The organism is Pseudoalteromonas sp. Scap03, assembly GCF_013393115.1.
Taxonomy (GTDB): Bacteria; Pseudomonadota; Gammaproteobacteria; order Enterobacterales; family Alteromonadaceae; genus Pseudoalteromonas.
This window is the reverse complement of sequence record NZ_VDEU01000002.1, coordinates 73,398-94,920: the sequence shown is the minus strand read 5'-3', so window position 1 is coordinate 94,920 and position 21,523 is coordinate 73,398. Positions and strand designations below refer to the sequence as shown.

The 21,523-nt window shown below is 37.8% G+C and carries 16 protein-coding genes and 1 pseudogene; 13 read left to right on the top strand and 4 right to left on the bottom strand.

The window, feature by feature from the left end; all coding sequences use genetic code 11:
* Nucleotides 1-627: 627 nt before the first annotated feature.
* Together FHG08_RS15780 and FHG08_RS15775 are read right to left on the bottom strand one after the other, a co-directional pair.
* Nucleotides 628-2,214 (bottom strand): annotated as a pseudogene (locus FHG08_RS15780) (ABC-F family ATPase); the annotation flags it as partial.
* A 143-nt stretch (nucleotides 2,215-2,357) separates the two neighbouring features.
* Nucleotides 2,358-3,092 (bottom strand): ABC transporter substrate-binding protein, encoded by a 735-nt coding sequence (locus tag FHG08_RS15775; protein WP_178957017.1) that lies wholly within the window; start codon nucleotides 3,090-3,092, stop codon nucleotides 2,358-2,360.
* Between the two features lie 427 nt (nucleotides 3,093-3,519).
* On the opposite strand from FHG08_RS15775, the gene FHG08_RS15770 reads away from it, so the two are divergent.
* From FHG08_RS15770 to FHG08_RS15750, 5 genes are all read left to right on the top strand, one after another.
* Nucleotides 3,520-4,119, top strand: a complete 600-nt coding sequence (locus FHG08_RS15770; protein ID WP_075170353.1) for a bifunctional 2-polyprenyl-6-hydroxyphenol methylase/3-demethylubiquinol 3-O-methyltransferase UbiG — start codon at nucleotides 3,520-3,522, stop codon at nucleotides 4,117-4,119.
* Nucleotides 4,116-5,705 (top strand): S24 family peptidase, encoded by a 1,590-nt coding sequence (locus FHG08_RS15765; protein ID WP_178957016.1) that lies wholly within the window; start codon nucleotides 4,116-4,118, stop codon nucleotides 5,703-5,705. Before FHG08_RS15770 ends, FHG08_RS15765 begins: the two co-directional genes overlap by 4 nt.
* Nucleotides 5,706-6,245: 540 nt before the next feature.
* Entirely contained in the window at nucleotides 6,246-6,917 is a 672-nt protein-coding gene (locus FHG08_RS15760) for a hypothetical protein (protein ID WP_178957015.1), read from the top strand.
* A gap of 11 nt (nucleotides 6,918-6,928) precedes the next feature.
* Nucleotides 6,929-9,616 carry a hypothetical protein gene (locus tag FHG08_RS15755; RefSeq protein WP_178957014.1) on the top strand — a complete coding sequence of 896 codons (2,688 nt, stop codon included), beginning with the start codon at nucleotides 6,929-6,931 and terminating at the stop codon, nucleotides 9,614-9,616.
* Nucleotides 9,617-9,618: 2 nt separating this feature from the next.
* Nucleotides 9,619-12,162 (top strand): hypothetical protein, encoded by a 2,544-nt coding sequence (locus FHG08_RS15750; protein ID WP_178957013.1) that lies wholly within the window; start codon nucleotides 9,619-9,621, stop codon nucleotides 12,160-12,162.
* An 81-nt stretch (nucleotides 12,163-12,243) separates the two neighbouring features.
* On the opposite strand, the gene FHG08_RS15745 is transcribed toward FHG08_RS15750, so the two are convergent.
* The gene (locus FHG08_RS15745) at nucleotides 12,244-15,396 is read right to left on the bottom strand and encodes a DUF3427 domain-containing protein (protein ID WP_178957012.1); all 3,153 of its coding nucleotides are present in this window, start codon (nucleotides 15,394-15,396) and stop codon (nucleotides 12,244-12,246) included.
* A gap of 310 nt (nucleotides 15,397-15,706) precedes the next feature.
* The gene (locus FHG08_RS15740) at nucleotides 15,707-16,186 is read right to left on the bottom strand and encodes a PD-(D/E)XK nuclease superfamily protein (RefSeq protein WP_178957011.1); all 480 of its coding nucleotides are present in this window, start codon (nucleotides 16,184-16,186) and stop codon (nucleotides 15,707-15,709) included.
* Between the two features lie 345 nt (nucleotides 16,187-16,531).
* Here FHG08_RS15740 and FHG08_RS15735 point away from each other — a divergent pair, with 345 nt between their 5' ends.
* The 8 genes from FHG08_RS15735 to FHG08_RS15700 all read left to right on the top strand — a co-directional run bounded on the left by FHG08_RS15735 (nucleotide 16,532) and on the right by FHG08_RS15700 (nucleotide 21,496).
* A complete protein-coding gene (locus tag FHG08_RS15735; RefSeq protein ID WP_178957010.1) occupies nucleotides 16,532-17,008 on the top strand; it encodes a hypothetical protein in 477 nt (158 codons plus the stop codon).
* 2 nt (nucleotides 17,009-17,010) lie between these two features.
* Nucleotides 17,011-18,141, top strand: coding sequence for a DUF1570 domain-containing protein (locus FHG08_RS15730; protein ID WP_178957009.1), 1,131 nt, complete (start codon nucleotides 17,011-17,013; stop codon nucleotides 18,139-18,141).
* A 381-nt stretch (nucleotides 18,142-18,522) separates the two neighbouring features.
* Nucleotides 18,523-19,191, top strand: coding sequence for a hypothetical protein (locus tag FHG08_RS15725; protein ID WP_178957008.1), 669 nt, complete (start codon nucleotides 18,523-18,525; stop codon nucleotides 19,189-19,191).
* Complete coding sequence (locus tag FHG08_RS15720) at nucleotides 19,188-19,676, top strand: hypothetical protein (protein WP_178957007.1); 489 nt, start codon at nucleotides 19,188-19,190, stop codon at nucleotides 19,674-19,676. Before FHG08_RS15725 ends, FHG08_RS15720 begins: the two co-directional genes overlap by 4 nt.
* Nucleotide 19,677: 1 nt before the next feature.
* Complete coding sequence (locus tag FHG08_RS15715; protein WP_178957006.1) at nucleotides 19,678-20,457, top strand: hypothetical protein; 780 nt, start codon at nucleotides 19,678-19,680, stop codon at nucleotides 20,455-20,457.
* Nucleotides 20,458-20,518: 61 nt separating this feature from the next.
* A complete protein-coding gene (locus tag FHG08_RS15710) occupies nucleotides 20,519-20,782 on the top strand; it encodes a hypothetical protein (RefSeq protein ID WP_178957005.1) in 264 nt (87 codons plus the stop codon).
* Nucleotides 20,783-20,822: 40 nt separating this feature from the next.
* Nucleotides 20,823-20,963, top strand: a complete 141-nt coding sequence (locus tag FHG08_RS15705) for a hypothetical protein (protein ID WP_165489696.1) — start codon at nucleotides 20,823-20,825, stop codon at nucleotides 20,961-20,963.
* Nucleotides 20,963-21,496: a hypothetical protein gene (locus FHG08_RS15700; RefSeq protein WP_178957004.1), complete on the top strand. Its 534-nt coding sequence runs from the start codon at nucleotides 20,963-20,965 to the stop codon at nucleotides 21,494-21,496. The genes FHG08_RS15705 and FHG08_RS15700 overlap by 1 nt, the downstream gene beginning before the upstream one ends.
* The last annotated feature ends 27 nt before the right edge of the window (nucleotides 21,497-21,523 follow it).

Genomic DNA, 21,523 nt, shown 5'->3' with positions numbered 1-21,523 from the left:
TAACCTTCAGTGGTAAATAAATCACTTAAAAGTTATTTGCACAAAGAGCAAAGAATGAGTGCAAATGAGCAAAAAAACACAGCCTTTCTTTGCTTTTTATAAATAAATTACTAATTGCGTTATAATTAATACTAAGCATAATTTTGGCGAACCCCGAACCCCGAACCCCGAACCCCGAACCCGAACCCCGACCCCGAACGCCCGAACCCCGAACCCTGAACCCCGAACCCCGAACCCCAGACCCCGAACCCCTGAACCCCGAACCCCAGACCCCGAACCCGACCCCGACCCCGAACCCCGAACCCAGACCCCGAACCCCGAACCCCGAACCCCGACCGAACCGAACCCCGAACCCCGAACCCCAGAACCCCGAACCCCGACAGAACCCCGAACCCCGAACCCCGAACCCCGAACCCCGAACCCCGAACCCCAGAACCCGAACCCCGACCGAACCCCAGAACCCCGAACCCGAACCCCGAACCCCGAACCCCGAACCCCGAACCCCGAACCCCGAACCCCGAACCCCGAAATACAGACACAAAAAACGGCGCTTAAACAAGCACCGCTTTTAAAATGGTTATAGGCTCCGGTCTCGTGGGCTCGGAGATGTGTATAAGAGACTGTGTTTTCTTCGCAGCTTGCCAGGTATTCGTCAAACGTACCTTGAAAGTCAATCACTTGCTTGTCTTTAATATCAACAATACGCGTTGCTAGTGACGATACAAACTCACGGTCGTGGCTTACAAAAATAAGCGTGCCTTTAAAATCTTTTAGCGCATTGTTAAGCGCTTCAATGGCTTCCATATCCATGTGGTTTGTTGGTTCATCCATTATTAGTACGTTAACGTCTTGCATCATTAACTTACCGAATAACAGACGGTTTTTCTCACCACCTGAACAGTTACGCGCTTTTTTATTTGAATCGTCTGCGGTAAATAATAAACGCCCTAACATGCCACGAACCATTAAATCGTTGTGTTTAGCAGTGCGCCACTGCGACATCCAATCAAATAAAGTTAAGTCGTTATCAAAGTCTTTGCTGCTGTCTTGTGGGCAGTAACCAAAGGTCGCGTTTTCTGACCATTTAACTTCACCGTGTAAACTTTCAAGCTCGTTAACTAAACAACGTAAAAAGGTGGTTTTACCCACACCGTTTTCGCCGATAACCGCAAGCTTTGCACCCGCTTCAAGCAATAAGTCGCCGCCGGTAAATAACGTTTCACCGTCAAACCCATGGCCAAGTTTGGTTAGCTCAAGCGCTTGGCGATACATTTTTTTGCCTTCGTCAAAGCTCAGTGACGGGCTCATACGGCTTGATGCTTTAACTTCATCAAGCTTAATTTTGTCCATTTTTTTAGCGCGCGAGCTGGCTTGTTTTGCTTTAGAGGCATTAGCACCAAAACGGTTAACAAAGTCTTGCAGCTCGTCTATTTCAGCGCTTTTTTTCGCGTTTTCAGCTAATAACTGTTCGCGTTGCAAGCCCGAGGCTTCAAGGTACTTTTCGTAATTACCTGGGTAAATACGCAGCTCGCCGTAATCAATATCGGCCATGTGCGTACATACCGAGTTTAAAAAGTGACGGTCATGGGAAATAATAATCATGGTACATTTACGTTGGTTAAGCTCATTCGCAAGCCACGTAATAGTATGAATGTCCAAGTTATTGGTTGGCTCATCTAGTAGCAAAATGTCAGGATTAGCAAATAGTGCCTGTGCTAACAGCACACGCAATTTCCAACCAGGGGCTACGTTCGCCATTAAACCATAATGAAATTCTTTATCGATACCTGCATCAAGTAGTATTTCTTCTGCGCGGCTTTCTGCGGTGTAACCGTCCATTTCAGCAAAGATGCTTTCAAGCTCGGCCACTTTCATGCCGTCTTCTTCGCTCATTTCAGGCAACGAGTAGATACGGTCGCGCTCTTGTTTTACTTTCCAAAGCTCAACGTCGCCCATAATTACCGCGTCAACTACGCTGTATTGTTCAAACGCAAACTGATCTTGGCTTAGGTTACCTAATTTTAGCCCTGGCGTAATAGACACATTACCTGCACTAGGCGTAAGCGCACCGCTTAAAATTTTCATAAATGTCGACTTGCCGCAGCCGTTAGCGCCAATTAAACCGTAACGGTTACCGTTACCAAATTTAGCTGAAATGTTTTCAAACAACGGCTCTGCGCCAAACTGCATCGTAATATTTGCGGTGGAGATCAAAAAAAGTAATCCTAGAAAATTAATGGCAGGGTTAAGCTGCAGCAAGGTGCCGCATAAATAAACAAGCGATAGAGTAAATAATAGGCCGCGAATTATACAGATCCACGCCCAAAGATGAAAGGTAAAAGAATAAAGCTTAAAAGCTATAACCGCTGATAAATAGCGTGTATGTTGCTTTTATTTTGCTTAATTAACTCATTTATAGTTTGTAACTCGACTTGGTTAATGGTTTTTTTACTCAACATTAAATGAATCGAACTCTTATTAATGGCCGCCATATTAGGAACAGGCTTAACGCTTGGATGTTGGTTTATAAAATATTGTGCAGCTACTTCGTCTTCTATTGCATAATCAACCCTGTTTTTACTAAGCATAGCAAAGCGTTTGTCGGCTGTGGGCATCATAATAACGTGAGCAGGATGATTTTGTTTAAACTGCGCAAATGCTGCGCCATAATAACTACCGCGACCAATAGCGAGCGTTAAATCTCTATAAAAAATATCGCTTAGGTTATTTATATCAGGAGAGTCGCTATATTTATAAAGGCGCATTATTTCATCGCGATAAGTATCGCTAAAATAGGCATAACTTTGTCTATCAGGGGTTATGCTGGCTGCAAAAACAATATCAATACGGCCTTCTTTTAACTCTTCAAAAGCACGAGCAGAAGTAGGCAGCAACATAAACTTTAAACAAAAAGGTGAGCTGTTAAAAATCGTATTTACCACATCAATCTCAACGCCGGTTAAATTGTTATTAACTGCCACCACATAAGGCGGCCAGTTGCGTTCATTAGTACCCACTTTAAGTGTTTTGGCACAGGCAAATACCTTAAAACTACCAATTATTAGTAATACAACAAAAGCGAGTCTTAGCATTTTATTACTCTAAAGAATGACTACAACTAAGTATACACTAGCTGGCAGATTTATCCCGCTTGTAATAAATAAAGAGCGCGCAGTGCAGGTAGCCCAGTAAAAACAAATGCGGGGACTTAAGGGGTCGACACTAACTTAACGCTTGATAGCTTATAACGGCTTGAATAAGCGTTTATTCAAGCCGTTAGATTGCAGGGTAAATAACAATCATGTTTCATATAACTTTAATATTTTCAAAGATGTAGAGTTAATAGGTAAAAGTGTAAACAATATGAGTTTAGTGCAGTTAAACAATGCTTTTTTGTAATGAAAACATACTACTTAGGGCGTAATATTGCTCTTATCTCTGTATTTATTAATTATGATCCTGTAGATTAGTTATAAATGAATGCCAGATTAATAAATAAACCAAGGAGCGGTGAGTTTAGTGCCTACTACAACACTCAATTACTATAATCAACATGCACAAACTTTTAGCGACTCAACGCTCAATGTTGATATGTCGGCGCTTTACGCTGAGTTTTTACCGCTTATCCCTAAACATGGCCATATTTTAGATGCTGGCTGTGGCAGTGCCCGCGACGCCATGTATTTTAAACAGCAAGGTTTTACTGTTAGCGCGTTTGATGCAAGCGAAAATATTGCAAAGTTAGCCAGTAATTATTTACAACAAACTGTAGAGGTTAAAAACTTTCAGCAGCTTAGTTGTACAAATATGTACGACGGCGTTTGGTGTTGCGCCAGTTTATTGCATGTGCCAAAAGTAGAGTTACCGCAGGTGTTTTTAAAGCTGCAAAATGCCCTAAAACCAAACGGTGTTTTGTATGTGTCGTTTAAATACGGCACGCAAGAGCGCGTGAATAACGGCCGCGAATTTACCGATTTAAATGAAGATGGCCTAACCGCGCTAATTACCCAGCACACCGAGCTTAAAATACTAAAACAATGGCAAACGGTTGACCAACGCCCAGAGCGCGAAAGCGAAGTATGGCTAAATGCCCTAATTAAAGCAGTGCCGGTTTTATGATTGGCGCAATGCAGCAACAACTCGACTTTATTGCCTATATTCAGCGCATGCTGGTTGAGGGAGAGTTCACCGCAACGTATAAATATGCACTATTACATGCTATTGCTGATATCTGCGTAGAACAGCAAAATGAAGATCAGAGTGCGCCAATGGAAATAAAAATCGACACGTTAGTCGATAAATTTATTCAACTTTATTGGAACCACTCAATGCCTTACGCTGCGCACTCTACCGATATTATTACTAATACTGAAGATATGCTGTTAAAGCAAAATAGCCAAGGACAGGCAAAGTTCATCACCGAAATTTACAAACTACAAAATGCAGGTGTGAAAAGTTACAACGCATTCAAAAACTACCAACAATATAACCAAGTAATTAGTTCTCTTAGGCGAACATTTATCGATGGCCCTCTTTGGCGCTTACAGTTACTTTCGGGTAAAGAAGAATGTTTTTTATATCCCCATATACTTTTAGGTAAAGGCAGAGAGCCCAAGCGAATTGTTTTAAATGCTGGTATAGCTCAGTGTTTTAGGCGTTTTTACGATTTGGTTGTGCATCTTAGTGTTACTGAATGGATAGAAAAAGTACAAACTATAAAAGCGAATCAAACACTATTAGGATCGCAAAGCCAGCTACAAGAGTTCTTGTTTGGCAGTAACAGAACTGCGTTAAAAGTGGTAACTCCACTATTGATAGATATTCAAAACGGGCTTTGCTTTTACTGCCAAAAGCCAATGAATCTAAAAAACGAAAAAGAAACTAAAAAAACGCCAGAGATCGATCACTTTATTCCTTTTAAGCGCTATCCAAACGACTTAGCACATAACTTTGTTGCTGCGCATGCTGATTGTAATAACAATAAGCGAGACCACCTCGCAGCTTTTGCTCACCGCGACCGCTGGCTAGAACAAAATCTTGATATTCATAAGGCCGAAATAACTAATAAACTGCAACCTTACTTTTATTGCGATGCTGATAAATCGCTTGCAGTAAGCAATTGGGCGTATCAGGTAGCCGAATCAAGCAGTGCTAAATTATGGCTTGGCAAAAACAGTTTCGAACAAGCAAAACCAACTGCTGAGTTGTTTACGTTTCCAAACGCATCACAACCTGAGTTAAATCAAACTGCTAAGCCCGAAGTTAGCTTAAAATCAATAGATAATGCATTAAAGCTGCCGTATTTCCCCAATATAAAAATAGCCTGTGGGCATTTTAAAACAGGGGATGAAAGCGACATGGAATTGATGGACGCGCCATTTGGCGCGGGGAAGCTCGACCCGCAAGTACATTTTTTAGCACACGCATCGGGTAACTCAATGAATGGCGGTAAACATCCAATACTTGATGGTGATTTATTGCTACTTGAGCTTATAACGTCCGATAGAGCCGGATCGCTACGCGGCCAAATAGTGGCAATAGAGCGAGATGATATAGGCGGGGAAGGGCAGTATTTACTGCGCAAAGTTAATAAATTACCTAATGGGCAATATGAGCTAATTGCTCAAAACCCCGATTACGAAGTAATGATTGCTGATGAAAGCATGCGAACCTTCGCGCGGTTTAAACAAGTGGTTGCAGAGTAGTTTGTAGTCGCGCTTTAGCTTGTAGGCGCAGAGCTTGCTCGCGCGAAAAGCGAAGCTTTTAAATTTTTAGGTCCTGCCGTAGGCGGGAGTTTACCTCGCGCTTTTAAATTGTAGGTCGTACTTTAGAGCGTCAATGTGATTGATAATATTAGGAATTGTGAAGGGATTTAATAACCTCTATTCGAGGTTTTATCGCGTTGGCGATGGCAACCAAAGGGCGGCTGCCGCCGACCGCCCTTTGGAATCCCACGGCGCCCCGAGGATCACACTGTGTCCTCAAATTAAAAATTGATGTGAACGTAATCGCCGTGTATTCGCCGTCCATGGCGAAGTCACGGCTTAACTTGCATCCATGCAAGTGATTACTCATCAATTGATAACTTTCGGGTGTGATCACGGGGAGTTGGAGTGAGTTGGTAGATTGGTGAACATGATTATATATGAGAGTTGTCTACATGCTATACATAGTTCATTTGAATAAATGATTGATGCAATATTTACTACAGAAATTTTCTTTTAATATAAATAATGAGAATGAAAATGACAAAAGAATCTTTACTTAAAGAAATTAAATCTCTAAAAAGTGATTTTGAAGAAAACAGAAAAAAAGCCAAACCTAATCATCTTATAGCGCGAAGGCTTGGAAGCTTTTCCTTATTTCTTTTTATAGCAAGTACCTTAATCGCTATAAACCTTAAATTAACAGGTATTAACTTAAACTTAAAATTCGACCCTTTTAATTACTTATGGCTATTATTAATGCCTTTGATTCTCGTGCTTTACTACTATTTTTTTATACACTTGATGAAAAGTGAGGGCGAAAAAAAACTATTGTTTGGTTTAAGGCTCTTTAATTTCTTTATTTTTGTCTTTTATGTTTTTGCTCTGGTTGTGTTTAAAACGGCTGATATCATTTTATTACTTTCTGGTGGTTTTTTGCTAAGTTATTTTATTTGTTACTTATCAAATAAACAGTATGGATATACTCGCAGCTGGTCTAGAAGTGAAAAGTATTACTTTTTACTTCAATCTCTTGAATGGGAAGTTAGCCAAGTAGATGAAGAAAAAAAATATCTAAAAGATATTAAGCTAGACGAATTGACTTCTAAATTTACTAAAATTATAGAGTTGCAGCTAAATGAACGTCAACGCGACATCATTGGTGATTACTTATCTGCTAATGAATTATTACTTAATTGGACAAAAAAATAAAAAGGGAAATTATGATTGATTCAATAAGAAAAAGAGAAAAAATGCCAATAGTATTAGATTTAAACAAAGTAGATTTTGAAAGAAATATTCAAGAAGGTGAAATATGGCAACAGGATGCAGTATTTGAATTTAATCAGCGATTAGCAAAAACAATAAAACAAGCAAAAAAGCATAAGGATAATGAAGGTAATAACCCTACAATTATTCATGATGCAATATTCATTGGTGGTGCAAGAGGAACAGGAAAAACAGTTTTTTTACAAAATATAAAAGGCTTTTGGAAAAAGTATAAAGATGAAAATGATTTGGATGTGAAAGCACATTTTTGCGACTCTATTGATCCAACCCTTTTAGTAGATCATGATAATTTTGCTAATGTCATAATTGCACATTTATATAATGAAGTGGAAACGTATTTAGAATCAAAACAATGTAATACTGTTAATCAGGATTCATTTTATCAATCCTTAAGAATCGTATCAAAATCACTAGGAAAACAGGAAAATTTAGAAGATGGTTTGAGTGGTTTGGATCGCGTAATCAAATACCGTAGTGGAATACAGTTAGTTAAACATTTTGATAGTTATATTAATGAATGCAGAAAAATATTAGACGTTGATGCAATTGTTCTACCTATAGATGATATTGATATGGCATTAGCCCGTGCATATGATGTTTTAGATATTGTGCGCCGATTATTAGGTTGTCCTAAAATAATTCCTATAATTACAGGTGATCTAGAGTTATATGAACCAATAATAGAAAATCGATTCACAAAAGACGAAGGTGACAAATCAAACGAAATAATTGGAAGTCAAAAAGCTGAACAGTTAACGCAAGAGTATCTAAAAAAAGTAATACCCCACCATAATCGAATCAGCTTAGAACCAATAGATAGACTTTTACCTGGTATGATTATTTATGATTTTGGCGATACAGAAAAGCGTGAACCATTAAGTTATAAAGACTATATGACTAAATTTATTTCTTGCTTATTTGGTCCATTGAATAGTGAAGAAAAAAGCTGTGATTGGCCAAAGCCTGATTCAGCTCGTGAAGTTACCCAATTAGTTCGAGATTTTTCTCCTAGTGAACTAACAAAAGAAAACCGCGCTGAATTATGGCAACGCTATATTGTGTGGGCAAGATTAAAGCAAAATAGTGTAGCTTATTCAAATGCAGTTACAGCACTGCAAATAGAAAACTCCAAGGTAAAAGAAGCTAATGATTATATAACTTTAAATAAATTACATTCATTTAATCCAATATTACAAATGAACGACTTGACACCTAAATGGCAAGGCAAGCTATTTTTTGGAGAACAAGTTTCAGATAAATTGAATGCAGATAATGAACTTGTAAAAAGAATGAGTCAGCATTTTGAAGAGTTCAAAAATAAAAAGGTATATAGGAGCATGCCTATAATTGAACATTTTTACGGAAAGTTTAAATTAACCAGTGAATCAATAACTGACGAAAATATACAAGAAACGACTTCTAAAGGTAAAGAGCAAGATTCGCGAAATGATAAACGTATGCTCCTAGATATTTTTACATATAACAACTACTACGATTTAACTTTAAAAACACAAAGGCAAATATTTTTTAGTCGAGCTTATGAACTATTGGCTATTTCATTACTTAATTTCGATTTCAAACTCGAAGTTGAGAATAAAGATTACTTAGATAAAAGATTACATCATTGGGAATCAATTTTAAAAGACTTATTTAGTAGAACGCCATTTTATACAGTTCCCGCTTTATTTCCGACTAAAGCATTTAATATTGGTCCAGAAGAAGAGCTGACTGATGAAGAGGAAATTAAATTAGTATCAAATATTACAATCAGAGAACTTTCATCTGATATAGCTACATGGGAGGTCAAATACTTATCTAATTTAAAATATTATAAAAATGATTCTTTGATGCCTATTATATATTCGGTTTTTAATAAGTCATTTACCCAGTTACGTTTATTGAAAGATAGAATTCAAAAAAGCGCCTCAAATGATTATAAAAATGAAACCCTGACTGATTTAGCTTTAAGGTTCAAGTACATCGTAATTAATGCATTTGCGACCTTTATGAAGCCAAGCCCTGTTGTATTACAAAATGTAGCTTTCACAAGTAATTTAAATTTAATCCGAAATTTTGGAGAGCACCGTCGTTACTCACCACCTTTAAGAGATAACGTAGGGTATTTTTTCAACTTTACAGATTCCAAAGATAATAAACCATTCAGTGAAATAAAAGATGATTTAGGAGGTGATATTGAACACAAAGCCCTTCTACTACAAGCTATTGCAAATCATCCTATCTTCCAATTACTGGAGAATGAAGAACTTAAAAATGGTGCTTTTCAATTATTAATTAAAAAAAATAATCGTAGTAATGATATAACCGAATCAGACTTGGAAGAAACAAAAATATCAGAGTTAAATATCAAGCCAATTCCATTAGAGGATTTCAAATTCTTACAAGAAAAGTTACTAAAGAAACAAAACCTAGATAGTAGTGATCATAGCTTGATGTTTGGGGTAAGCGAAGAGGATATAGCTGCTTGGGATGAAAATTCTAAAGAGAAGAATAAGCAACTTGTGATCGCTAGGGCTAAACTAATATGTACACTACTCAAAATCAAATATAATGGAAGAATTGAAAAGGTAAAATTCTACATTGACAATTTGAAGAGTATATAAAAATGCTATTACTCGATCTTGAATGGTTGGCACCCGTCACGCGGCTTCGTTCAGATAGATGGCTTGAATTTTATGTACAATGCGGAGATGGCAAGCTCACTTTAAATAGAGAGAGAGCTGCTAATGAAGCTGCTGATTTAGCGTTATTTGATCACCAATTTTACTTAGAAAACATGCACCGACGTGATGATAATAAAGCTATAAATAATATCTGGGGGAGTGGCTATCAGGCAAGCTCAGTATTAAAGCAATTACAGGCAATGCAACAAAAGTTACTCGTTTGGCAAGGTTCAAACTTTACTGTTAATGAAAACAATTTAAAGCATTGGTCTGCTATTTTATCAAAAATAGATCCTGTTTGGCTTATAGCAATAGGTTACAGCGATAAACTAAAACAAAATTTACTACACGTAGATAACGTAAGTGAATTAATAGACGAACAATGCTTTTCTGCATTCCCTAAAGGGTTTAGTCAAAAGAAATATGCAGATAATCATGTACATTTAGGCGGGAACGGTAATTATACTCCAGCTCTAGCTGAAGTATCTTTATTTTTAAAAAGCAAACCTAAATCATTTTATGACAACAGCACATCGACTCCGAAACTACCCGAGTTTACCAAATATTCAAGTGGTGAGCGTAATATTAACGAGTTACCAGTTCTTATAAAGTTGTTGTTCAACGATTTAATAGCAGCACTGAGTAAGGGTAACAGCAAATGTAATAAAGTAGATTGGCAACGTCCTCAGTTTTGGACAATTCCTGATGAAAGTATTGGAGATCTACTAACTACAGACTCTAAAAATAATAACGTAACTAAGCTACTTAATGCTGCCATTAATTGTAATAGACAAGACTCAAATAAGATGTGGTTATTAATAGCTATAGCGTTAGTGCATCATGGGGATGTTGGCGCAAGCTGCGACCTTTGGTTATATAAACTGAGTGCTTACATAACGGGAAATAATATTTTACGCTCTATGATGATTAGTTCTGGTGTGGGTCTAACAAGTTTTATTGAGCACTTCTCTTTTAAACCGAGACAGAGCCATGGTCAAGTCATAGCATATGGTAAACATAGTTATGAAAGTGACTCAGATAAAAATACGTTGCGTGAATTTAAAATATCAGAGCAAACAGTTACAGCAAGGCAGTTAACTAAGTTTGGTTTTGATTTTATAGAAAAGAATCAGTTTAAAAATAAGCAATTTACCTTTCATTTTAGTCGTTCGTTTAAACAAAACTATCATGCCAAAGAAAACCTTCAAATATATGATAAGCGTTATACAACAAAGCGATTAGAACTATTAAAATCGTTACGTAGGCTGCAAAAAGTCTTTACATCTTCAACATTACAAAAATATGAGTATGAAAAGCTAGGTAATTCGAAAGTGCAAAGTTTAAATTTATGCGCGCTGATTCGAGGAATTGATGTTTCAGGTAATGAAAATCATTTTCCAATTGAGGTTTTTGCCCCCTCGATACGAGTGTTAAGAAAGAACGCTTATCGACCAGATAATAAACATTTTGTCCCTCAAAGAAAACTGCATTTAAGTATTCATGCCGGAGAAGATTTCAGCCATTTATTGACTGGTTTAAGAACCATTGATGAAACAATAGAGTTTTGTGATTACGAATCTAGTGACAGAGTAGGCCATGCTCTAGCATTAGGAATTGACGTTAAAAAGTGGGCTTCTCGCCAGCAGCGTTCATACGTCCCTTTGAGTTCACATTTAGATAATTTAGTGTGGGCATATAATCATGCTATTGAGGTTACGAAAAAAGCCCCACGGTTTAATGTAATGTTAGCTGTTTTTGAGAGGAAAATATCAAAGTGGAGTCATAAATTATTTGATGAGGATAGATCTAAATATACCTTGTTTGAAGCTTGGCGTTTAAGACGAAATTGCCCAGAATATTTTGATACAGAGCTAAATAATAGTAGTGAAGAGGCTGCGGCTTGGTTACCTGATTTTAAATCGAAAAGAATTAATATGAATTCAGAGGCTATTAAGTATTGGAAAGAATATACTGATAATGGAATTAAAAAAATAAATGCGGCTGAAAAAATTGTTAGTGTTTATTTTGGAGGCGACCATGCTCCCTTTATAAATGATAAGTATAGTGAGGTTGTCGATGACTTTGAACTTGATTTTTATGAAGCTCTTCAAGATTATTTGATCGAGAAATATAGCAAAAAAGGTGTCGTTATTGAGGCTTGTCCAACATCTAACATTTATATTGGTCGGTTTAAGTGCTATTCAGAGCACCCTGTCTATCGATGGTATCCTGTAGATAGTAGTTTACTTAATACAGGCGAAAAATTTAATCGTTTTGGTATTCGCACCGGACCTATTACTGTTTGTGTGAACACTGATGATGCTGGGCTTATGCCTTCTACAATTGAAAATGAGCATCGTATTTTAAAAGAGATAGCTATAAGTCATTTTAATATCGGTAATGAAATGGCCGAATGTTGGATTGAAAGGTTACGCAAAATTGGTATAGATATTTTTAAATCAAACCATATTGACTGTAGGGATTAGATTCTTGAACTATTTAACTTAATTTAGAACATTAAAAGTTAATATATGGAACTAATAAAAAACAAAATAACAGTAGCATAATCACCCAACCGCTAATTTCCCAGCCCCATGCCACATTTCACTTGGCATGGGGCTGGTTAACTCCCACGTTATATTCATAGGCTGGCTGCCGTTGTGGCTTTGGTATTTAACCTTGCCATAGTTTACAAACCCCATGGTTCGGCCGTTTTCGTCTTTGCCTTGTTCGCGCACAAATAACAGGATGGTTTTGCCCGTTTGTTGGTGTTGTAAGTAACTAAGGCCGCGGCCGTTTTCTGGGCGGGCGCTGTTTTGCGTTTGCCAATGAAACAGGGTGGGGCTGATTGCGAAGTCGTGATACAGCGTGGTGGGTGAGTAGGTTTTTTCGCACTTGTTGAGCGTGACGAAAAGCAGCTCTAAGTTCTGGCTTTTAAATTCTAAAACACCTTCACGGGCGGTCGATTTTTTATCAAACGAGTGCGCCCCAAATGCGGCGAGTATTTGTTGGCGTGTGTAGCGGCTGTGTAATTTTATTGCGTGGTTTGGTAAGCACGTTAAATCGCTTTCTTGCTGGTGAATGCGGTTTATTAAAAGCGCGATCACTTGGGCAAGTTCTTGTTGTAGCTTTTTGTGTTTAAGTGCTTGTAAGCTCTGTTCGAGGGTTTTAAACCCTAAACTTGTGCCTGTGGCATCCCAAAAATTGTAATGCGCCATAAGCGCGTACTGTTGGTTTTGCGACGTTGGCGTAAAACTAAAGTCGTTATTACATAAATCACGTAAAAAGCATAAGTAGCTGAGCGAGTTGCAGCCGAGTAATTGGGTGTTGATTGCGCGATAATACGCGGCGTAAATATCGGCTTGCTCGGCAGGTATTTCATCGCCTTTTAGCCAGTGCCAGCCACCGAGCTTTTTATCTTTTGGTTTGTAAATATCTTCAAGCGTGACTTGTGGGTTTATGCGTAAAAAATTACTTAGCGTTAGCGTGTCATTGGTATGTTGCGAATAGCTATTTATCAGCTGCTGTAAACGGCGTTTAGTGTTTATGGCTTGCTGAATGTTTTTTAGAATTGTTTGTTGTGTACGTTTTTGCAGCTCAATACGGCAACCCAGCGGTAAATGTGGGAAGTTGTTTTCGATCTCGGTTTTAATTGGTTGATTACTTTTACCAATTAATGCGCGGAACTTACTGGCAAAGTCGTATTCTGGTCGGGCGTTGCCTACAAAGTCGAGTACGGTACAGCATTGCTTTTGGCTGTTGTCGGGCAGGCGCAGGCCACGGCCTAATTGTTGTAAAAACAGCGTTAGGCTTTCCGTTGGGCGTAAAAATAACAGAGTATCGACCTCTGGAATATCGACCCCTTCGTTAAAAATATCAACTACACACAGTATTTGTATTTCACCTTGTCGCAGTGCTTGTTGTTTGGCTGCGCGCTCATTTGTGTTTCTGCTGGTCAGCACATCGGTGCTTATGCCTGCTAAGTTAAACTTAGATGCCATAAACTCTGCGTGTTTTTGACTTACGCAAAATGCCAACGCTTTAATGTTGTGAACATTAGTCACTATATCAGTAAGGCTGGATATAATTTTGTTAGCGCGGCTGTTCTCGCCTGTATAAAGGTTACTTAATTCGCTTATATCGTAACGGCCACCACGCCATGTTATTTGGCTTAGGTCGGTGTCATCATCTAATCCAAAGTATTGAAATGGGCATAAGTGGCGTTGGTTTATTGCCTCTGGCAAGCGAATTTCAGCGGCTATTACCCCACAAAAATCATCGAGTATATTGGCGCCGTCTTGGCGCTCTGGTGTTGCGGTTAAGCCAAGTAATATTGTGGGCGTAAAGTGATTTAATATAGCGCGATAGCTTGCAGCGCTTACGTGGTGTACTTCGTCTATAACTATGTAATCGTAGTAATCGCTGGTTAAATTGAGCGATTCAATTTGGCTGTTCAGCGTTTGGATTGATGCAAATAATTGGTTGTAACGCTGTGGCTTGTAGTTACCCACCCACAGCTCACCAAAGTCGTTATTTTTAAACACGCCGCGGTAAGCGCTTTGCGCTTGTTTGAGTATTTCTTCGCGGTGGGCTACAAACAAAAAGTGTGCGTTTGGGTTTTTATCGTAAATGGTTTTAAAGTCGAACGCCGATATTATTGTTTTACCTGTGCCGGTTGCGGCAACCACTAAATTTTTAAAGCGATTATGCACGCTACGTTCAACGCTTAGTTTTTCTAAAATAGCGAGTTGATGGTTTTTTGGTGTTATATCAAAATAAAACTGGCTGCTTGCTTGGCCAACACCGCGTTGCTCATTAAGTGAATTTATGAGCTTTTCTTTACATTCAGCTTTGCCAGTAAATAATTCAAAATCTGGCGATTGCCAATAGGTTTCAAAGGTACTTTTGGTTTTAGCTATGATGTGCGGGATTTCTTGCGCGGTAATTTTTAAGTTCCACTCAAGGCCGCTGGTAAGCGCTGAATGCGATAAATTAGACGAACCAATATAACCGGTATGAAAACCCGTATTACGCATAAACAAATATGACTTTGCATGCAAGCGCTCTTGCTGATTGTTGTAACTAAGTTTTACCTCAGTGTTTGGCAAGTTTGCTAAAAACTCCACCGCTTTAGCATCCGTTGCACCCATGTACGAGGTGGTAATTACTTTGAGTTTATTGCCGCTTTTGGTAAACGCTTCAAGCTCATTTTTAAATATGCGCAGCCCCGTCCATTTTATAAATGAAACAAGCCAGTAAATAGTGTCGGACGATTTAATCTCGCGTTTTAGCTCGGTTTCGAGTGAGATCCCAGCATTTGCACCGCTAAATAATTCGCTTTGTGTAAGCCCCGTTAGCGGAAAAATATCGTGAGAGTAATCTTTAAGATTTGCAGCAATGGGATTTTGGGTATTAAACAGTGCAGTAAGAATACGGCCTTGGCTGTCGATAAGGTTTTCGTTGATTAGTTCATCATCGCGGATATGATCTTTAAGCCACAGCACAAGGCTGTTTGCGAGGTTTATTTGCTCGTGCAAACGCTCGCTTGAATTAGGGATTGCATCAATCGCATGTTCAACAAGTTTACCTAAAAAGCGCGAAAGCCACGTAGCCGCTTCAGCCGATTCTAGTTGGCGTTCGCCCACATAAAATTGGTCACGATTTAAATTTTGCTCAATTACTTGCGTAATTAACTGCTCGTAAATACCAATCTGTTGCATTAAATCGCTCCCTGTTTGCGAGCATTCAGTTTACTAAAAAATGCAATGTAAACAAGCATTAACTCATTATTAAATTAAAGACTGCTGCCAAGAAAATTTCCCCGTGACCACACCCGAAATTGAATTAATGATGAGTAATAGCAGCGCATGGATGCGCGTTAAGCGATGCTTACACACGGACGTGTTTCATCGCGTTTGCGTTCATATTATTAATTTAAATTGAGGAAATAGTGTGATCCTCGGGGCGCCGAGAAATTCCAAAGAGAAGTCGGCGATTACTTCTCTTTGGTTGCCGTCGCCAACGCGACATTTACTCGTTAATAAGATAATTAAGAAAGTCTTCTTTTGAAGAAAATACTTTAAATACTTTTGCTATACGATTTTCAGTTTGTGTTAATAACCAATCATATGCTTCTTTTTTATAGCCTTTTCCATCGAAAACAATAACCACAGTTTTCTCTGGTGCATTACTTAATGACTCATAAAAGAATGGGAATTTTTGGTCGACAGAGCCGCTTTGTACTTGTCTATGAGCTTCTATTCTTAATAAGCCTTTAGTTTTATGATGTATCAAAAAAGTACTGTGGCGTGTACTGCCGTACATATCTTGATAGGCTGCACGCTTAATATATTTCTGCTGTTGAGGTTGAGAGTCTGTACATTCAGTAAAGCCAATAGAGGTTAGATCTTCTTCTAGTTCAGTACAAAACTTACGGTTTGATTCTTGTGGCGAGCCTGTGTGTTCATACTTATTTGGTATTTCATCAAATAATGGTAATTGACCATCCATGTAACTTTCTCCTTTATAGTTGAACAATTAACATACTAAAAAAAGGGTAAAAGTCAAAGCAACACCAGCGTTTATATTTTGCTTTATAGAAAATGTTTGAGGAGCAGTGGAGATCCAAGGAGAGAGCAACGCTTTAACGTAGTAAATAACGCCCCTCGGTTGCCGTCGCCAACGCGACTTCTACTTAAATTTGCAATTAAAAATTCCCGCCACAAACTGCTCCAACAATTGCGCTCAGGCATGATTTAACAATTCGCTTAAACTATCTGTTTCTATTTTAGATTCAATCCTCTATATTCACCCTAGGCGCTCAACGGAACACAGCACTCAATTTAGGGATAAATAATGATTAAATGGATTTTATTGATACTACTTTGTCTATTTACTTCTTTCCCGCAAGCGTACGAGCAATACTCGCAAGAACATTGCGATAGTATTGTAAAAGAACGTGAAACAATACGTTCACGGTTGCGTCAAGGCTATAGGGTGAAAGAAGGTGAGCGGTTAAAAGCACGGTTCAAATCTTTATTTGAAGAACTTGCAAAGCATTGTGATAAACCCAAACAAACCAATCGAACACATCAACGCTCTTCGGCTTACAGCTCAAGTAATAATGCATTATTGCGCACGCAGATGCCTAATATGAAATTGCATAGCGACAGCTATAGCGATCCTGAAAAGCTGGCTGCGTGGTCTGAATTTTATACTTTACCAAAGCGCTGCCGTTCAAAAGGCATGCAATCATCCGATTTCGTATGGTGCAGTGAATATCGTGGTGAACAAAAACGCTTATTTGAAGCCCAATGGAAAAAGCGACGATAAAGATGTTGAGCACAAAATGGCGCGTGCTATTTGTATTTATTGTGCTGTTAATTGTAGCGGCACTTATTGCTAACCACCTAACTGGGCGGGTAATCAACTACCATGATCCTATTGGCAGTGTACGGGCTATTTACGAAGATATAAAAGCCGAAATCGAAATAGTTGAAGAAGCAGATCAAACCCTAATTGAACCCTCTGCAGGCTCGTTTACCACTAAAAAAGTAATACAAAACCATTTACCACAAGCCGATACAACGCGTTGTACCGATGTTTCATTAGGTGAAGTTAAATATAAGCGTAATGGCAATATTTACACTTGGACTGATAGCCATGGTGTGCCCCATTTTAGTGATACTAAGCCAGACTTTGCGGTTGAAACACTTGATACTGACATTGTTGAGCCGCTTGATTACTTTGAATTAACGCTACAGGCCGCTAATTTACCGCCGTCGTTTACAGAAAAATTACGGATAAAACTAAATACTGTATTTAAAGTGTATGGCCAAATTATAGGGGCAGATGGATTAAAAAAGGTAAGGTTAAACCTGACCATATTCGCAACGCGAAGTCGTTACGAACAAGCGATTAAACAGCGCGGAGCAGATCCAAGTAATACAGATGGTATATATTTTCATGCTACTAACTCTGCGTTTATATATTATCGAAACGAGCAAAACGCAATGCGCACAGCAATACACGAAGCGGTGCATGCTATAAACAAAGCAATACTAGGCACAACTCCTCGTTGGCTTAATGAAGGGCTGGCTGAATATTTTGAATATACCAACAACAGCATGCAATTAGTCAGCATTGACCCTCACCTAAGTTGGATAAGTAACAAACACATAGCGCAAAGTGTTTTTACTATTAATTGGTTGATAGGTTTAGATAACAAATGGCAAACAGCGGATGACACTAAACTTTATGCGAGCAGTTGGGCGGCGATATATTTTTTAATGGGCTCGAGCAAAGGCAAGCAGTTTTTAAAAAGCGTTATGTTAGCCGAGCAAAATTCACCTTGCAGTAAACTCACTGCTGAAACACTGGAAAGTATGCTGTATCAGCACTTTCCGCAGCTGTCTAAAGACTATAAAACATGGTTAAACAAACCATTTATGAAACATCGTTTTTAAAAAGATATTAAAAGTTGCGCTTTTCACGTCAGCAAACTGTACGCCCACGGTAAAATTTAAAGGACACTACTAAACAACTTTCCCGTGATCACACCCGAAATTGAATTAATGATGAGTAATAGCAGCATGGCGGAATTTTGTTCCCGACAAATTCCAAGTACCTAAATCCTTTTAGGCAATGCGATAAAAGCTCAGCTTAAGGGATGAATTATTAGCAGTAGAACTTAATTGCAAACTGATTGCCCTTTGGTTGCCGGGTAAAGCAGTGAATATACCTAGTATTGTAGAGTACATATTATATATGTTTATGTCTTTCCTATAAGTTATTGTGTTTTATGTGTATGTTGGCATAATTAGCAAAAAAATTTACAAGGAAAGTAGGTGCAATCAACTACTACAAATACAGAATATACTGCTAGCCCTTCTGCTCTTAACGAGCAAAAAAATAACGCTGTACATACCGATGAAAGCAAATACCAATTTGTTCCACTCACTAAGAATGAATCGTCATTTTTAAATAAAAAAAGAAAAAGCTGGAAGTTTGCAAATCCGAAAGATTTATATACTTTTAGGGACCAACCCGTTGGTATTTTTAATCATTTATTGCACATTGTTATTTTTTTAGTTTGTTTATTTTTGCTTATTTCTATTTATTATTTACCTTTTGATCAAGAGTTTATTAATGGGGTGGGTAGCTACAACACGATAACGCCATTTGAACGATTTTCGAGAACTTTATTAGTTGGCTTAATTTTATTCAATTTAAATTCGTTAAGGGTTAATTTAAAGGCATACCCTATTAAACGCTATTGGTTTGCTATGGCAGCTAATTCGTTACTTAAAGTTGTTATTTTAAATATTTACTACTTACTTTTGATATTTTTGAGTATGGCTTTTGTTGGTGCCTCTAAAGGGGTGGATTTATTTAGTGCGCTCGAAATGCTTGAAGATAGCACTAATTATGAACAGTTTTTAATTTTTGATACGTTTATATCGTTTGGCATTATTTGGCATGCCTTTAAGTTTTGTAGAAAGGAGGTTAAGCAGTGAAATATATTATTGTTTTAGCTCTTATCCTAATTTTATATCCTCAGCCTAGTTATGCCAAAAGTGAGTTGCCTTATGGGTGCGATGAGTATTCCAAAGTAGAAGAAAAGAGTTTTGTTTTATTTAATAAAAAACAATTTATAAAGCTTGGAGAATGCGCAGGAGAGGCGTTGGTGAAAGCTAAAAAAATCTATAATATCGCAGCTGCATGCTCAGAGGTGGTTGAAGATAAAAATAGTTTATTAGGTATATTTAGCTTATCGAAGGTTGAAGCAATTAAAATGGGCGTTTGTTTAGGCGCTATTAAGGCAGTTTATAACCGTTACGATAGAGAACTTGTTTTAGTAAATAGTCGTTACCGTAGTACAAAGCGTTATTATAGTTGTAAAAAAGGCATGGCCGCTGTGAATGAACTCGTTGCAAGCGCAAAAGATGAATATTACAAGCGTTCTGAACTAAGAGACATATTGTGCGATAGAGTGTACTAGTATGGCTGAGACAGTTGACACTGAAATTGAACTTATTCCTCAAATTGCAAAGTTATACATCAAACAAAAAGTTTCTGATACGTTACCGAAAGAGCTTCATGATGCGTTAAATAATATATTTACAAAAGGGCATAAAGAATCAACCGATAAGCATGTTTCAAATAGCCGCATGCTTGAATATAGAAAGGCGATTATTGCTTCAAGCTTACCTAATTATGGTAAGCGTGTTGAGCATAGAGTGATTCGTGGTCGACGAGCCTCTATATATAATGCTTTGTGCCTATACACATTAGTTGGCACGGCAGGCACAAAAAAAATATTTCAAGAATACTATGTTAGCAAATCATCAGTTAATAAGCGTGAATTTAAACTGTTAGACCGATTCGCTAAAAAAGAGCTCAGTGCAGAAATGTTGTTTTTTGGGGTATCTCGATCTTCATTTGATAACATTAAAAATAAATTGATTGATAATAACTTTAATTTATTCACTGAACAGCTGCCGTCTCCTTTTCAAAGCTCAAAAACGGGTATTACTGATTTATCTCCTCTGAATGTTCTTTATGATAGGGATGTTAATTGGCATAGTTTCATAGAAAATTATATAAAAGCGGATAAAAAACTTAAGTCTAAAGAGTGCATAGAGGCTAAGAGCATCCTTCAAAATGTAACTGATAAACGTCTACTTCAGCTTCCATTAGTTAAAGAATTAAGTGATAGCATCGATGCTCAAATCAATGAGAATAAAGATGCATGGGAGTATTTACATAATATTTTAAATTAAGTGTTTGTAGTGCTCCGCACAAGTTCATTATTGAACTCAGTTAACCAACTGGAGTTTAATAATGAAATCAATGAATCGTTTACTTAAAACCCTCCCAAAATGTCAATCTGCTCGTTACGTAGCAGAGGCTAAAGATATATATAGTCATCTTTTACAAAGTCATAATTATAGAGATATTGGCGGCCGAAAACTCACTATTGACCCAAGCCTGATACGTTTTAAATTAGGTGATTACCGTTTGATTTTCGTATTCAAAAATGGAACTTTTCAACCTGTGGCATTTATTGCTCGCAAAAATCTTGAATCCTATTTAAAGCGAAGGTGAATAATGTTGTTCACATAATAATTAAATTTAGGAGGCTGTAATGGCTAAAAAAATAAGCCCTGCTGATAATGAAGCAAACCAAAAAAATGCGAATAAAGGTAACGAGGGTGTGAATCAGCAATATGCCAAAGTGCATGGGAATCGCGGTAAGCAATTGAATAAAAATGGAGGTAATAATTAATGGAACAATTAGTAGAAATTAAACCATCGCCTACTTTTCAGTTAAGTAAAAATATATACGAGCAATTACATTCTGCTGTTTGTGTACTGAACTTTGAAAAACTGAAATGGAAATTGACGCAATCAGCTGAAGCAACTTGGAATGATGAGCTGTGTGATTTTGCTGAACTTGAATACCGCAAATTCTTATCACTTAAAAAGTGGTATCCCAAATTATCACTCGTTCCGAGCAAGTTAGTTGATAAGTTTTGGCACGAGCATATTTTAGATACACAAAGTTACACAAATGATTGTGACGTTTTATTCGGTTTTTACTTACATCACTATCCGTATTTTGGAATCTATGGTGATAAAGATCAATCCAAATTACAAAGCTCATTTGATGCAACGGTAGCAGTATATGAGAAGCATTTTGGTGCTTTTCCTACTGCTGAGCTTTATCCAATGGAGTCAGTACAAATGGCACGTTGCGAAGATCATGCATGTCATGTTCCTTCAACTTGTGCATGCCGTGTCCCTGGTGCTTGTAAGTAACTAACTGTAAGAGCTGCTTACTAGGCA